This window comes from Paenibacillus guangzhouensis, from assembly GCF_009363075.1.
In the GTDB taxonomy this organism is placed as follows: Bacteria; Bacillota; Bacilli; order Paenibacillales; family Paenibacillaceae; genus Paenibacillus_K; species Paenibacillus_K guangzhouensis.
In genome coordinates this window covers 4,547,274-4,563,918 of the sequence record NZ_CP045293.1, presented here as the reverse complement: position 1 = coordinate 4,563,918, position 16,645 = coordinate 4,547,274, and the positions used below count along the sequence as shown (strand labels likewise).

Sequence of the window (16,645 nt, the reverse complement as noted above, 5' to 3'; positions counted from 1 at the left end):
TAACGAGTATTCGCCCACTCTCATTCCACTCGTTGTCCCATCTTCACACGAAATCCACAACAATCACACACTATGCTCACACTAAAATTGCTAGTATCAAGGTATATAGATATGCACATCTATAGCCTAGGAGGGGTATCATGTCGAGAATCGTGTTTAATCATGTGCACAAGCGCTATGGAAAATATCAGGAATATGCCGTGAAGGACTTTAATTTGGATGTGAAGGATCAAGAATTTCTCGTCTTCGTTGGATCTTCAGGCTGTGGGAAATCGACTACGCTGCGCATGCTCGCAGGGCTTGAAGATGTATCGGAAGGTGAAATCTATATCGGCGATACGATCGTGAATGACATCCCTCCCAAGGAACGGGATATCTCGATGGTGTTCCAGAATTATGCGCTGTATCCAAATATGTCAGTATACGAAAATATTGCGTTCGGATTGCGGATGCGGAAGCTCCCGAAGCATGAGATTGACCTCGCGGTGAAGCGGGCGGCACGCGTACTCGAAATCGAGAACTTCCTCGATCGCAGGCCGAAGGAGCTCTCCGGGGGCCAACGCCAGCGGGTCGCGCTGGGACGGGCCATCGTAAGAACGCCGCAAGCCTTCTTAATGGATGAACCGCTCTCGAACTTGGATGCGAAGCTTCGCGTCCTGATGCGCTCCGAAATTGTCAGCTTACATAAGAAAATCGGTGTAACCACCATCTACGTGACGCATGATCAGATTGAGGCCATGACGATGGGCGACCGGATTGTGGTCATGGAGAAAGGGATCGTCCAGCAGGTGGATACACCGGAACGTGTCTATAACCATCCGACGAATCTGTTCGTCGCCAAATTTATCGGGAACCCGCCAATGAACTTCATTCAAGGCAAACTGCAAGAGAATAACGGGTACCTTGAATTCCACACGAATCGATTCTCGCTGCAATTAACGGAGCGCCATGCTTCACAATTACGCAAGCTGAACCTCGTGGATCGTGTCGTGATTCTCGGGATTCGTCCGGAGAATATCAGCTTTGAGGAGATCATGCTTGAGACGTATCCACACTCCACGGTGAACGGGATTATGGAATTCAGCGAGTTCGTCGGATCGGATCGCTATTATCACATGGATATCGGGATGGATAAACGGTTCGTGGCCCGGGCGCATCCGAGGTATCACTTTGATGACGGCATGCGCGCGTCTGTCGCCGTGGATATGAACAAAGCGCTCTTTTTCCACAAAGAGACTGAAATTTTATTAACGGATTAATGGAGGGAGACAGATGGCAAAACGATGGTACAAGGCAGTCAGCTATCCCTTGATCATCATGATTCTTTCTGTGGCTGTACTTGGTGTAGCCGGTTTTCCGCGCCATTCAGACGGAGAGCAGGCAAAAGCCGATCCCTCAGAAATCATGAGCAATCCCCTCTCGCAGGATCCTTACTTCTACGAAGTGAAGAAGCAGTGGGAGAAGGATCAGGTTCCAGCAGGAATGAGAGACATTCCAATCCATTTAAAGTCAATTGCGAATCAATCGCCAGACGCTGCCGTGCAGATGGGCTCCTATCAAGGGGAGAACGACGTACTGCTCTGGTCTAAGCCGCGAGGATGGATCGAATATGTGGTGGATGTGGAGCAAGAGGGGCTTTATGAAATGGCTGCTGAGTATTTCCCGTATACGGAGGAAGATGGCGGCAGCAAACAGCCGGTGATGATGACGATCCAGCTGAATGGACAATTCCCTTACCGGGAGGCGCACAGCATCTCGTTCGAGCGGGAATTCGTCGACCAGAAGCCGGAGAAATTCGATGCGGACGGGAATCAGCTGCGTTCACTGTTAACCGAGATTACAGGCTGGAAGAGCAAGGTGATTCGTGATTCCCAGAACGCTTATGCGACGCCGCTCTTATGGCATTTGAAGAAAGGGAAGAATACCATTCGCATCGCGGTGCTGCGTCAGCCAGTAGCGATAAAATCTATTCGTTTGCAAGCGCCTTCAACAATTCAATCCTATGATGAAGTACATCAGGCATACCCTTCAACCACAGCAACCGCGCAGAACATCATCGAACTTGAAGCGGAGAATTTCACATCCAAAAACTCATCATCCATTCAAACGCAATATGACCGGAGCCCGTTAACAACGCCGAAATCATTAGATCTTGTGCGCTTCAATACGATTGGCGGTTCGGTCTGGTATAAGGGAGGGCAAGCGGTATCATGGGATTTCGATGTGCCGGAGGATGGTCTTTACAAGATCGCTTTCCGCGTCAAACAGAACTTCCGCAAAAATCTATCGGCTTTCCGAACGATCTCCATCGACGGGCGAGTTCCGTTCAAGGAGCTCTCGAACTATCCCTTCGCCTACCACTCCGATTGGTATGGAGCAACGCTAGAGCAAGGAGAAAATGAGCCGTACACTTTCCATTTGACCAAGGGAAAACATTCGATTCGGCTCGAAGCGGGCTATGAGCCTTATGTGCCAATGCTTGCGTTGATCGATCAAATGTCCTCGGAGATTCGCAATATTTCGCAAGAGATTCGCATCGCGACAGGCAACAGTGAAGATGAGTACCGTGTATGGGACGTTGCGAAGGACATTCCAGGCATTACGGACCGTCTGCAGCGGCTGAAGCAGCAATTCGAATTGCTCACCGAACAGATGGGTCAGATCAATCAAGAGACGAACAGCGTGTCGCAGACGTTCCGCACCTCGGTGCAGGATCTGAAGGATCTGCTTGATGAACCGAACGAGATTCCGTATAGCCAATTAACGATCGGATCGCTGCAGGAGAAGCTGGAATCCCAGCGGTCGCAATTGATGGATAGCCAATTACAAATTGATAAGCTGTTCATCGCACCCGTCGATGCGGCGTTGCCGCGGATGGAAGCAGGATTCTTCGAGAAGGTCGGTGGGATGTTCGCGTCCCTCTACTACTCGTTCACGGCGGATAATCAGCTGAGCCGCCAGAATGATCAAGAGCTTAATGTCTGGATGTTCAAGGGGCGAGACTACGTCGATGAACTGCAGCAGCTCTCTGATGAGAAATTCACCCCGCAGACGGGTGTCCGTGTGAAGGTGAATTTGATCCAGTCGCCTGACTTGCTCGTCTTGGGTAAAGCCGCGGGCATCCTGCCGGATGTCGCTATTGGCGTGACGAATACGTCTATTTTCGATTTGGCTCTGCGTCACGCGGCACTAGATCTGCATCAACTGCCGGGGGCCGACAAACTTGTCGACAGCTTCCATCCTGGCGCGATGATTCCGTATCGCTATGACGGCGGCATTTACGGAATTCCAGAGACGACCAATTTCAAAGTGCTGTTCTATCGCAAGGACATTCTGAAGCAGCTCGGGCTGTCGGTACCAAATACTTGGGATGATGTCTATGCGATGCTGCCAACCCTACTCCAGAATGAGAGCAATTTCTATGTCGATCCGGCCGACTTCTCCTACTTGTTCTTCCAGAATGGAGTAGAGCTGTATACGCAGGATGGCCTATCGACGGCGCTTGGCGAACCGCAAGCATTCGAAGCGTTCAAGAAGTGGACGGATCTCTTCAATGTCTACGGGTTGGAACGACAAGTGGCCAGCTTCTATAACCAGTTCCGGGATGGGACGCTGCCGATCGGCATTGCGGATTTCAATCAATACATGCAGTTGCTTGTCGCAGCGCCGGAAATTCTGAACGAATGGGGCATCGCACCGATTCCGGGGACGAAGCAACCCGACGGCACGATCGCCAGATGGTCTGGCGGTGCAGGCATTACACCGACGGCTAGCGTCCTGTTCAACGATACGCCGAAGGAAAAACAAGATTTGGCCTGGAAGTTCCTTCAGTGGTACATGTCGGATGAAATCCAGACCGAATATGGACTAAATCTGGAGCAGTATCGCGGCGAGGCATTCCGGTGGAATTCGGCGAACGTGAATGCGTTCGTGAATATGCCATGGAAGACCGAAGATTTGCAGGCCATTCTCGAACAGTGGAAATGGATCAAAGATATTCCGAACGTTCCCGGCGGTTATATGACGCTGCGGGAGCTCGGATTCGCGTGGAACCGCGTCGCAATTGACGGGGAGAATGTACGGATATCCTTGGAGAAAGCGATCAAAGAAATCAATCGGGAGCTCCGGCGCAAGCAGCAGGAGTTCAACTTCACGGACAGCGACGGCAATGTATTGAAGAAGCTGGATCTTCCTCAAGTGACAGTACCATGGAAGGGAGCGGAAGTGGATGTCGACTAGAACACCGATCCTTTCTGACCATCCAAGTCCTGCACCAGCAGGGCTTGGTCAGACGAAGAGTAGATTATCGCAGAAGCTGAGCTACTTGTTCAGTGAAATATGGAAATACCGGTTGTCCTATTTGTTTATCCTTCCTTTTCTCGTATTGTTTGTGATCTTCATTCTGATCCCGGTTGTCGCTGGCTTCTTGCTAAGCTTCACGTACTTCAATGCGATTGAGTTCCCGACGTGGCGGGGGTGGATGAACTATCAGAATCTGTTCTCGCAGGATATCGTATTCTTGCAGCATGTCCTGCCGAACTCATTCAAGTTCGCGTTGTTCGTTGGCCCAATTGGTTACATCTTCGCCTTTATTCTCGCGTGGTTAATCGCACAGTTGCCATCGACGCTTCGTACCTGGTATGCCTTAGCGATGTATGCACCGTCCTTGTCCGCAGGGGTGGCGATGACGGTCGTATGGACGGTTATGTTCACGGGTGATCGGTCCGGTTATATCAATAGCTTCTTGCTCAAATGGGGCTTGATCGACAAGCCGCTATACTTCCTGATCGATAAAGATTATTTGCTGAACATCATGATCGTGATCTCGATCTGGTCCAGTATGGGGATCGGCTTCCTGGCGATTTTGGCGGGTATTCTTAACGTGGATAAACAATTGTATGAGGCCGGGCGAATCGACGGCATTTCGAGCCGGCTGCAGGAAGTATGGTATATCACGATCCCGATGATGAAGCCGCAAATGCTGTTCGCCGCGATTATGTCCATCGTTCATACGCTCAAGTCGGGGGGGCTCGGTTCAACGCTGACGGGAAGCAATCCGACGCCGAACTATGCCGGGCAGCTCATGATCGATCATATTGGGGACTTTGGCTTTATACGTTTTGAACTGGGTTATGCCAGTGCGATCTCCATCGTACTGCTCATCATGTGCTTCCTGCTGAGCAAGCTGTTCTGGAAGCTGTTCGGACCGAAGGAGGATGAATGATGCAAGAGATTCCATTGATGACGACGAAGCGGACATGGGCGGGGAGATGGCAGGATTTCATCTTTGCCGTAAGGCAAGTGGATCGTACGCAGATCGGCATAGCCATCGGCCTAACGCCACTGGCTATTTTCATGCTGCTGCCGCTCTTCTATATCTTTAACCATGCGTTTAAGCCACTGCATGAATTGTTCTTGTTCCCTCCGACCTTCGTGGTCAGAGAACCGACAATCCAGAACTTCTCTGAGCTGCTGGCCTTAACCGAATCGACGGTGGTGCCGGTTGCCAGATATATCTTCAACAGCATCGTCGTAACGTTCTTAGCCACGCTTGGGATGGTGATCTTCGGCGCGATGTGCGCTTATCCGCTCGCGAAGCACAAGTTCCCCGGGTCGAAGCTGGTGTTCGGCTTGGTCCTCACCTCGCTCTTATTCGCGACGGAAGCGATTGCGATTCCGCGATTCGTGGTTGTACAGAGCCTTGGCATCATGAATACATACCTTGGACACGTACTGCCGATGATTGCCATGCCTGTTGGGGTATTCCTCCTGAAACAGTTCATGGACCAGGTTCCGAACGAATTAATTGAAGCGGCCAAAATTGACGGCGCACCGGAGTTCTTCATCTTCCTGCGCATCGTCATTCCGATTGTATCGCCGGCGATGGCGACGATTACGATTCTGGCGTTCCAATCGGCTTGGGGGAATGCGGAGACGTCGACCTTGTTCATGCAGGATGACGCGATGAAGACCCTGCCGTTCTATATGGGGACGCTAACGTCGAACTTGGCCAACTCGGTGGCAAGGCAAGGCGCGGCGGCGGCCGGCGCATTGATCATGTTCATTCCATCCTTGCTTGTGTTCTTAGTCTCCCAGCGGAAGGTCATTACAACGATGGCGCATTCGGGGATTAAATAAGCGATAGGAGAAGGGGGTAAAGACATGAAAACCAATCACGGCAGACGGAAGCTAGCGTTATGGCTTGTTTGCTTGATGACGATAACACTGTTTCCAACCGCTGCGTTCGCAGATGTGCCATACCGGACATTTACGAAGGACAGCTATGATCGTACGATTATGACCCAACCTGCCTACGCACCGAAAGGCGTCATCGCGAGAGATATTCCGACGCTGAACAAGCAAGGCGAGATGAGCTATACGCCGATGCAACGGCCGCAAGATTTGTTCATTGATCGGAACGATCACATCTTCATTGCCGATACGGATAACAATCGCATCATTCATCTGAATCCGAGCGGTGAGCTGGTGCGGATCATTACGCTGCCAGAGAGTCCGCTGAATCAGCCGCACGGGGTGTTCGTGACCGAGCAAGGGGACATCTTCATCGCGGATACGGGCAACAAACGGGTCGTGCACACCAATCGGGAGGGTCGACTCCTGCAAGAGATAAAACGGCCGAAGTCGAGCTTCATGAATGAACAATTCGTCTATGAACCGACGAACATGGTCGTCGACCAACGCGGATTCATCTATGTGGTATCCAAAGGGAGCTATAACGGCATTATCGAATTTGATCCCGAGGGGAACTTCCTGAAGTTCTTCGGAACGAACAAGACGGAAGTCAATCTCATGGACAAAATCCGCAGACAATTCTATACGAAGGAGCAGCTAAGCCGGCAAGTCCGCCTGCTGCCCGTAACGATCCGTAACATTGAAATTGACGAACAAGGCTTCATCTATACTGTCTCAGGCTCCAAGTCGGAGCAGGTGAAGAAGCTTAACATCCGCGGCGAAGACTTGTGGAAAGAGAAGGATATCGATTTCGACAAGAACAAAGCTTATCGGCGCGATAGCAGCGAACCGATCGAGCCGCAGTTAACCGACGTTTCCGTCGATCGAAACGGGAATATCCTCATGATCGATAAGTCGCGGAACATCATTTCCCAGTATGACGGGAATGGCGAATTGCTGTTCTATTGGAGCGGCAGTTCAACGACGGGAAATTCGTTAATTGGGTTAACGAAGGCGCCGACAGCGATCGCCACCAATTCACGGAACGAAGTATTCATCCTGGACGAAGCGCTCAATCTTGTTCAAGTCTATAAGCCGACGGAATTCGGATCGACTGTGCAGGCGGCGTACAAGTTCATGCAGGACGGCAAATATATCGAAGGCGAGAAGTACTGGAATAAGGTGCTGAAGCTGAATGCCCACTTCTCCCCAGCCTTTCAAGGCATTGCGCAGGCTGCTTTCTACCGCGGGGATTACGAACTCGCACGTGATATGTTCAAGCTTGCTGGGGATGAGGACGGATTCTCCGATTCATTCTGGCAGCTGCGGTTAGGATGGTTCCAGAAGAATTTTGCGATGTTCGCGAATATCCTTATTGGACTTGGCGTCTTGATCTGGATCATCGGACTGTTGAAGCGAAAGTACAAGTTCAGAATTCTGCCGAAGACGACGCTGCTCGACCACCAGCGATGGTATCAGCAGTTCAAGCATGTGTTCTATATTCTGAAGCATCCGATTGATGGATTCGGCGATCTTCGGTATCGGCACAAAGGTAGTTATATTAGCGCATTGATCCTTCTCGTCCTGACACTCGTCATGATTCTGGTGAAGACGTATTACTCCAGTTTCACGTTCAATCCCGTTCCGGATTATGAGAAGGGTGCCAGCTCGATGCTGATCATCTTCATGTCGGTCTGGTTATCATGGGTTATCTGCAATTATTTGATCGGTTCGATTCGGCAAGGGGAGGCAAGGTTCAAGGACGTATTCATGGGCAGCTCCTACGCGCTCTTCCCTGTTGTGTTGTTCGGCTTGCCGCTCGCTTTGATCTCGAACGGGCTCACGCTAAGCGAAGCATCGATCTATCATGCGATTGAATGGGCGATGATGCTCTGGAGCGGGCTGCTCTTCTTCTGGAATATCCAAGCGATGCAGAATTACGGCGTGGGTGAGACGGTCGTCAATATTCTGCTTACCGCCGTGACGATGATGATTCTATGGGTGATGATCTTCATTCTGGTCGGCCTGTCTTCCGAGTTCAGCAACTTCATCTACACGATTTATCAGGAGGTATCGATGTGATGCGATTATTTCGTTCGAAGAAATTACTGCTCACGATGACGGCATGCATCATATCTGTGTCTGCGGTTGCGGGGTTGATTTTCGCCTCATCCGATTCTGGATCTACCTCGTCGCAGCAGCAATCGGCAACCTCGTCCATTCAGCTAGCGGCGCAACAAGAAAAGGCGAAGCCGGCTAGCGTGAAGATCGCAGCAGCAGGGACGCCGGTAACAAGCGGATTACCTGATGAGCGGACGTTCAAACTTCTGGTAGAGAATCAGCGGTTACAATTGAAAGTGGATCTGAATACAGGACATTTCGTAGTGGTAAATAAGCAGACGGGAGACGTGTGGCGGTCATTCCCGAATCCCGAGGATTGGAAGGAGAAATCCAATACGGCGGCTTGGAAGGATCATCTCGCATCACCCTTCATGTTTCGTTATGTTGAGTTTAATATTCGCAAGGACTTGCTCAAGGAATCGAACTTGATTGCTCAGAAGGGAACGGTATCACAATTCGAAGCGACAGAGCACGGATTCCGAATTCAATATGAGCTACCTGAGCTTGGATTCACCATCCCGGTGGAAGTGACACTCGGTGAGGACTACGTCGAGACGAAGGTACTGTCCGAAGGTCTGAAGGACGAACGCGTCTATACGGCGGAAGAATTGAAGACGAAGAAGAAAGATCCGCTGGCAAGACTTGTCTCACTTCGACTCTTCCCTTTCCTCGGCGCACAGACATCGGATGACGAAGATGGGTTCCTGCTCATCCCGGACGGGTCTGGGGCGGTGATCGATTTTAAGAAATACCGCGCTGGCACGCAGAACTTGTACACGGAGCGCGTCTACGGCGATGATTGGGCTTATAGCAATCGCAACATCATGTCGGAACGCAAATCGGTCAAAATGCCGGTCTTCGGTATCAAATCCGCCGATCAGGCGATGGTCGGCGTCATTCGCGAAGGCGATGATTATGCGAACGTTGTGGCGGCGCCTTCCGGCTCCTTCAGCCAATACAACTGGGCCGCCGCGGAATTCCAGTACCGGTTCAAGTTCTTCCAACCGACCGATACGAAGAAGAAGAACGGGTATCTGATGTACAGCAAAGAAATGACGAAATCGGATCGTTCCGTACGATACTACTTCTTACAACAGTCGGGTGTGGATTATGCGCAGATGGCAGATCGGTATCGCCAGTATTTGATCGATGAGCAGGGATTGAAGCCGCTTCAAGGCAAGGAAGCCGAGATGAAGCTTCAGCTGCATATTCTCGGGGCGGACACGGAGCAAGGATTTCTATGGGATTCGTATCTCCCGCTCACAACGACCGGGGAAGCGAAAGAAATTGTACAGGAGCTGGGTGCCCTCGGCGTCGATGACATGTCCATTACGTATCTCGGCTGGCAGAATGGCGGATACAGCAAATTTGGCGGGGTATTCCCGGTGGGGGCGAAGCTTGGCGGGGATGAAGGCATGAAGCAATTCATTGATTTTGCGCATGCAAGCGGCTTTCCAGTCTATCTGGATGCCTCCTCGTATACGTTCAACAATACCGGCAAAGACGGATTCCGTGTGAAGCGGGATGGACTGCGTGATCTCGGTTCATCCGTCATCGAATTCTATTCCTGGGATGAGCGACGCACCACGTTTGTGAGTCCAAAATTCATGCAGACGGTCATTCAGGATGATCTTCAGCATGCCAAGGATCTAGCGGTGGATGGTTATATGTACGGCCAGGGCATCGGGAATCAACTGAATACGGATTATAACGAGGAACATAAGGCATCACGAGAGGAAGCCATGCACATTCAGCAAGAGATTATGAACCAGACGAAGCAAGCGCTTGGCCAAGTTCAAGTGGCGGATGGCAACCTGTATACCTTGCCGTATGTGAATCATATGCACAATGTGTTTGCGACGAACTCGTATGATTTGTTCGTGGATCGCGCTATTCCTTTTACGGAAATGGTCCTGCACGGCCTTGTGACGTATTCTTTCGATTACGCGAATTTAAGTGACGATTATGAAGAGAACTTCCTCAAAGGAATTGAATACGGGGCAGTGCCGTCCTATATCGTGACGTATGCTAGACCACAGGAACTGCTCAAGTCCACGCATTTGGATCGGTTCTATAGCACGTATTATAAAGATTGGATCCAAGAGATCGTATCGCAATATCAGCGGTACAGTGAAGCGCTAGGGAATGTCCAGGGCGAATTCATAACCAATCATCGTCAGCTCGCACAGGACGTGTTCGAGACGACTTACGCTACAGGCAAACGCATTATTGTGAATTACAACGAGGCGCCTTATAACGTCGATTTGAAGCATGTCGTGAAAGCGAGAGACTTTATTGTGGTAGAGGGAGGTGCGTGATCTTATGCGTCGCAAACGCATGCTTACCGCTCGTTCCTTGCGGAAGCTTGAAGGGTCGCTATTCATAGCGCCGTGGGTGTTCGGCTTTATCGCCTTCTTAGGGTTTCCGCTCCTTTTTTCACTCTACATGAGCTTTCATACCGTGAAGATACTACCGAATAAGGTGGCATATGATTTCGTCGGGCTGAAGTTCTACCGGGAGATCATTCTGAACAGCTCAGCGCTCTATGATAAGTTGATTCCGTATTTTCAAGAAGTCGTTCTGATGGTGCCGGTGATCGTTATTTTTGCCTTGATGATCTCGATTCTATTGAACCAGAAGCTGTATGGGCGATTCTTGTTCCGCGCCATCTTCTTCCTGCCAGTTATCTTCTCGACGGGGGCCGTGCTCCTGCAGTTTATTAATCAGGGGGAAGGAAATCTCGGGTTCTTGGAGCGATTCGAGCTAGGCGGTTATCTGGATACATTTCTCGGAGACAGCTCTTGGGCGAAGCCGGTTAAGGAAGTTCTGAATCACTTCGTGCTTGTATTATGGTACTCCGGGGTACAGATTCTAATCTTCCTCGCCGGGCTGCAGACCATCTCCACTTCGGCGTATGAATCGGCGCGAATTGACGGGGCCACCCCATGGGAAGTCTTCTGGAAAATTACGCTTCCGGCAATGTCGCCATTCATTCTGCTTAACTTAATCTACACTGTCGTTGATATGTTCACCTTCCCATCCAATCCGGTCATTGAACTGGTGAACACAGGAAATTACGGGTTTAACAGTGCACTGGCTTGGATTTACTTCTTCATTATTATCATTTTTCTAGGGCTTGTGATCTTGATCTATTCGTTCATGAATCGTAGACATGCCAAAACATACGCCTAGAGGGGAGGGGACACGCAGATGCGGACGATATTATCTGACGTGAAGGGCCGCCGATTTCTAACGAAGCGCCGAGTCAGGCAAATGCGGAATGTGGTGCTTGGAAAGGAAATTAACCAAGGGCTTGTGTTTAAGCTGATCTTGTATGCGGTCCTAATTATTACTTCGTATATTTACATGAATCCGATGCTGAAGATGCTCGTGAAGATGGTTATGAATGTCAAAGATCTCGTAGATCCGACGGTGACATGGGTACCATCCTCCATCTATCTAGGCCATGTGGCCGAGGCGTGGAAGCTGCTGAACTACGAGAATTCGCTCATGATCAGCTTGTTCATCGCTGTGAGCGTCGCGGTACTGCATTGTATATCCTGTGGGTTGGCGGGCTATGCGCTGGCGCGATTGGATGTACCGTTCAAACGGACGATTTTCTTCCTCCTGATGCTTGCGTTCATCATTCCGCCGCAGGTCATTATCCTGCCGACCATTATGTTCTATACCAAATTGGGACTGAACGGTCATCTGGTCACATTGATCCTGCCGTCGATCTTCGGATTCGGGGTCAAAGGAGCTTTGTTCGTCGTCATCTTCAGGCAGTTCTTCATGACCCATTCGAAGTCGCTGGAAGAGGCAGCACGAATCGACGGGGCCACGGCGCTGAAGTTCTACTTCCGCGTGATGTTCCCGCTTGCTAGGCCTGCGATTCTGGTCGTCTTCCTATTCTCCTTCGTCTGGACGTGGAATGATACCTATTATCCGCGCATGTTCCTCAGTCCGACGGGCGATATGCCGCTGGCGATGAAGATGACGTTCATTGACACGGCTTTAGGACAATTCATTCAGAATGGCGGCTTCCCGGAATATGTGGCAGAGCCGATTAAGATGGGGGCCAGCTTCTTGACGATCCTGCCACCCGTGTTGATCTATCTGTTCGCACAGCGTTATTTTATCGAAAGTGTGGAGAGAACTGGCTTAGTCGAGTAAAGCTGTTCCTTCTAAGGTATGGTGAAAATGTAATCCTTGATGTTCTTTGATGTCGCTTAACGGAAAATAAGTATTGAATGACGCTGAGGAGGATGAAATGATGAACAAATCAGTCTCTCTGATCATTGCTTTTGTTTTCTTGTTAACAACCATCTTGTCAGGCTGCAGCGGCAGTAGTTCGGAAGGAAGTAATGAAAAAGAAACTGCATCCACGACAGATTCTGTTGAAACGGTAGCATCGAACACGAATGATGATCCGACTAGCAAAGCGGTGACGGATTTCAGCAAGGAAACGACCATCACAATTCAGCATGAATGGGGTCTGGACCAGATCTCTGGGCTGATGCAGCCCATTGAAGATAAGCTTCAAGCAGAAGGAAAAAATATTAAAGTGAAATGGATTCAAGGTCAGCCGACGTTGGAAGCTTTGCAGGAGTTGAATGCGAAGGGTGTCGTCCCGGATATCATTTATACGTCCAAAGGAATTGACGGCTTGCAAGAGTTGGATATGGTGGAGCCGATTGATGAATGGTCGAAGATTTACGGACTGGACATGAGCAGGATCGACCCCTCCGTCGTTTCGTTATTTCGGTCCTTCGACGACAACGGCTCCATGATTGGCGTGCCGACGTTTGCCGATACGTATACGCTCTTTTACAACAAAGAAATTTTTGATATGTTCGGCGTTCCTTATCCAACGGACCAAATGACATGGGATGAAACACTTGAGCTCGCTAAGAAGCTGACCGGGGAGCGGGATGGCGTCGCCTATCGGGGGCTGGAACTAGGGTGGCAGAATAGTGTGACCGACGATACGCTTGCCCCGCTCAAAGAGCTGATCGCGAACGTCGTTGATCCTGGAACGGATGACGTATTGCTTACGACCGAGCCGGCCGTAACAAGATATTTTGAGTTCATGAAAAAGTTCTATAGCATTCCGGGATTATATGAACGCAATAAAGAGAAGCAAGCAAGCTTCTTTGCAAGCGGCACGGCTGCGATGTTAGTCTCATGGCCGACCTATATGGAATGGGGAATTCCCGAGAATGTAAGGGCGAATACGAACGCCGTACGCCTGCCGATCTGGGGAGGCGTCGATCAAGATGCGCCAACAACGACAGCGCATATGTATGTGCTGAACAAGTACAGCGAGAACAAAGACGCTGCTTTCCAGTGGATGAAAGAGGTTGTGGCGGATGATATGCAGAAGAAGTTTTCTGCTGCAGGATACCCGACGGTGCTGAAAAATCGGGATATCATTTCGGTATTCGGCAGTGAAAAGGACATTTATAACGGTCAAAATGTAAGCGCCTATTTCCCGGATCATGCAAAATTGTTGGAAGGCAAAAGCTCGAAGTGGAATAAAGTAGCTGACAGCATGATCGTTGAAAGTTTGCCTGGTTTTGCAAGTTCAGATATGAATATCCCAGAATACTTGCGCACCTTACAAGAAAAGCTGGAAGCGAAAATTGCGGACGAAAAAGCGAAGAAAAAACAAGGCTAGGAATAATATAACGGAATGAACCCTCGGATAAAGGGGGGGAAGATTTGATTAGAGCCTGAGGCATTGTCTCAGGTTCTACAAGTCTATAGATTCAAATCTTCATGAAAGGAGTCTGTCCGATGTTATCTTTTCAGGCGCCAACGAACCAACCGGCTTATTTAATCAGCAACTATCTTCCGTTCAATCTGTTTCAAGCGCATGCCTATGGGAATGCCCTTTTCGTCTCTCATTGGCATGATCACGTGATGGAAATGATCTATGTCAGGAAAGGGCGAATGCAGCTCTTTATTGGAGGTTTTTCGTATATTGGAACAGAAGGAGATCTTTTCTTCATTGAAGAGGGGGAGATTCATGGGGCGTATTTAATCGAAAAGGAAGAAGTCCCTGAATACCATGCGATCTTAATCAATAAATCCATATTGTTAGCTGCGGAATCGATGCATCTCGTTCATGAACCGTTATTACATGGCAAGCTGTCTTTGCCGAAAATTGTACAATCTGGGGATGAACACTATGGTTACTTTAAAGAAGCCATTCTTCATATTGCCGCTGAACTGAATGCGAAAAAGTGCGGATATGAATTAGTCATTAAATCTCACCTGTATCAGCTCGTCGTCACACTAATAAGAGCATACGGTTATGTGGCTGCTGATCGTCCTGCGGAACGTGCAAATCGAAGAAAGACAGAGGATCTTCGTGACGTGATGATGTTTGTAGAGGAACATTACGGTGAGGCATTCACACTGAAAGATATATCAAGGATCGCTAGAATGAGCCCCTTTCATTTTTGTAGGACGTTTAAAAAGATAACAGGACAAACATTTATCGAGTATGTTAATTTGTGTCGGATTAGAAAGGGAGAGGAGATGATCATGAATTCAAGTTTGCCCATTACACAAATTGCTCACCGAGTTGGATTCAATGATATCAATTATTTCATTAGAGTTTTTAGGAAGTATCGGAGATGCTCGCCTTCCGAATTCCGCAAACAAGCTGCACAAAGTATAACCAGGCATTCACCAAGTTCTACGCCGAGCGAAAACGAAAGAAGCTGACACGGTTGAGCACCGATGCCAGCTCGCGTAGTTTTTTTATTTGCTTCGATAGAGGACTTTTCCGTTACTTTTTCGCATTTTGCGTTTTTGCCTCTGTAATTGCCGTTTCCGCTTCTTCTTTTATGACTCTTAGAAATTCCTGAATGTTCATATCCGAATCAGCAAACTTTGCAAGGTCAAGATTAACATACTGATCCCACAGGCTCTGTCTGCCTTTATATGTTGCAGGCGTTAACTTGAACACAGACGTGACGTCCTGCCCAACATAATTTTCTATATCTGAACCATACTGATCGGCAACCTCGGTAAGCACAGGCCCGGATGCCATTGATTTTGAGATTTTGGTCTGGTTCGCTACAGATACATATTCCTTCAACACGCTGAATGCCTCTGCTTTGTGCTCGCTCAAGTTAGAAATGATCATCGGTGTCGTCCCTAAGGCAGGACCGATATTCGGTTGATCAGCCCATACAGGTACAGGCAGCATGGCGATATTATTTTTTAGATATTCTACATCTTCAAATGGATTCCCGCCGACGAAATAGGCGGTCCAATTCACCGTCATCGCGGCTTGTTTTTTTCCGAACAAATCGGAATTCTTTGCTTCTTCAGATCTTACACCTGGTATGCTGTAATACTTCTTCATCAGTTCTAAATATTTCGAGAAGGCAGGATCCTTCGTAATGAGCACTTCGCCGGTATTCGGATCTGTCCTATTCACGGCCAATTCTTTAAGCGGTACGGCGGCACCATCGCCAACATTCCCTCTGCCGCCGAGTTCAAGTCCAAGATAGGAAACACCATTGCGCTGTCCTGTCATTTTCCTAGCCAAGTCGAAGGCCTGATCCCACGTCATTTTCTCTGTAGGATACGGTTCGCCGAATAAATCGAAAATTTCTTTATTATAGAAAAGGGACGTATAGCCTGTGCCGTCTGGAATACCGATTAATCTTCCCTCTGAATCCAATGATCGAATATAAGATACAAGTCCCGGGTTTAACGTGTCTACGTCAAAATTGTTGCTTTTTGCTAAATCATCAAGAGGATGTATGATATCAAGGCTTTCAACGTGAGAGATTCCATAGTTCGGAAAGATGATATCAGGATTGATTCCACTTGCGAACAATTCTTGCAGCGACGTGGATTTACACTCACAGGCAACCATTTTTATATCGATATTGGGCAATTTCTCATCAATTTCTTTGAATCGATTGTTAAAAATTTCTTCCCCCCACGGAAATGCGACGGTGATTGTCACGGGATCAGCGGATGCTCCTTCACCTTGCTGCGAGCCGTCCAGGGAATTGTTTTCTTGGTTAGGCGTCGTACTTCCTTCAACCGAGCTGGGTGTATTATTGTTGTCGTTGTTTTCATTCGTTTTTCCACAAGCGATGAGAAGAGTGGATAACATCACAACGAGTAACAAAATTGTCCAACTTTTCTTAGCTAATTTCATTTCGTGACCCTCCAATTCAATTTTTATAAGATATAAAACACTTGCCACAAATGAATGAATTGCTAGCTCTATGGAAATCCGGATACGTTCATTCTAAATCGATAAAAAGTTGGAGTCTCTATATAGCCTTGCGCACTTGTTGGA

Annotated in this window: 11 protein-coding genes; 10 read left to right on the top strand and 1 reads right to left on the bottom strand. The window is 48.9% G+C overall.

The annotated features are described in order from the left end of the window. The first annotated feature begins 140 nt into the window (after window positions 1-140). From GCU39_RS20475 to GCU39_RS20430, 10 genes are all read left to right on the top strand, one after another. Window positions 141-1,259 (top strand): ABC transporter ATP-binding protein, encoded by a 1,119-nt coding sequence (locus GCU39_RS20475; RefSeq protein WP_152395211.1) that lies wholly within the window; start codon window positions 141-143, stop codon window positions 1,257-1,259. A gap of 13 nt (window positions 1,260-1,272) precedes the next feature. Next, the gene (locus GCU39_RS20470; RefSeq protein WP_152395210.1) at window positions 1,273-4,239 is read left to right on the top strand and encodes an extracellular solute-binding protein; all 2,967 of its coding nucleotides are present in this window, start codon (window positions 1,273-1,275) and stop codon (window positions 4,237-4,239) included. Then, window positions 4,229-5,224, top strand: a complete 996-nt coding sequence (locus tag GCU39_RS20465) for a carbohydrate ABC transporter permease (RefSeq protein WP_193726569.1) — start codon at window positions 4,229-4,231, stop codon at window positions 5,222-5,224. The genes GCU39_RS20470 and GCU39_RS20465 overlap by 11 nt, the downstream gene beginning before the upstream one ends. Then, window positions 5,224-6,138 carry a carbohydrate ABC transporter permease gene (locus GCU39_RS20460; protein WP_152397351.1) on the top strand — a complete coding sequence of 305 codons (915 nt, stop codon included), beginning with the start codon at window positions 5,224-5,226 and terminating at the stop codon, window positions 6,136-6,138. The genes GCU39_RS20465 and GCU39_RS20460 overlap by 1 nt, the downstream gene beginning before the upstream one ends. A 24-nt stretch (window positions 6,139-6,162) precedes the next feature. Next, a complete protein-coding gene (locus GCU39_RS20455; RefSeq protein WP_152395209.1) occupies window positions 6,163-8,274 on the top strand; it encodes a YIP1 family protein in 2,112 nt (703 codons plus the stop codon). Beyond that, entirely contained in the window at window positions 8,274-10,631 is a 2,358-nt protein-coding gene (locus tag GCU39_RS20450) for a DUF5696 domain-containing protein (RefSeq protein ID WP_152395208.1), read from the top strand. Before GCU39_RS20455 ends, GCU39_RS20450 begins: the two co-directional genes overlap by 1 nt. Window positions 10,632-10,635: 4 nt before the next feature. Then, window positions 10,636-11,505, top strand: a complete 870-nt coding sequence (locus GCU39_RS20445; RefSeq protein ID WP_152395207.1) for a carbohydrate ABC transporter permease — start codon at window positions 10,636-10,638, stop codon at window positions 11,503-11,505. An 18-nt stretch (window positions 11,506-11,523) separates the two neighbouring features. Beyond that, a complete protein-coding gene (locus GCU39_RS20440) occupies window positions 11,524-12,486 on the top strand; it encodes a carbohydrate ABC transporter permease (protein ID WP_152395206.1) in 963 nt (320 codons plus the stop codon). Window positions 12,487-12,583: 97 nt separating this feature from the next. Continuing rightward, window positions 12,584-13,990: an ABC transporter substrate-binding protein gene (locus GCU39_RS20435; protein WP_152395205.1), complete on the top strand. Its 1,407-nt coding sequence runs from the start codon at window positions 12,584-12,586 to the stop codon at window positions 13,988-13,990. Window positions 13,991-14,109: 119 nt separating this feature from the next. Beyond that, window positions 14,110-15,045, top strand: a complete 936-nt coding sequence (locus GCU39_RS20430; protein ID WP_193726568.1) for a helix-turn-helix transcriptional regulator — start codon at window positions 14,110-14,112, stop codon at window positions 15,043-15,045. Between the two features lie 64 nt (window positions 15,046-15,109). Here the strand turns inward: GCU39_RS20430 and GCU39_RS20425 are convergent, their stop codons facing one another. After that, complete coding sequence (locus GCU39_RS20425; RefSeq protein ID WP_152395203.1) at window positions 15,110-16,501, bottom strand: ABC transporter substrate-binding protein; 1,392 nt, start codon at window positions 16,499-16,501, stop codon at window positions 15,110-15,112. Window positions 16,502-16,645: the final 144 nt, after the last annotated feature.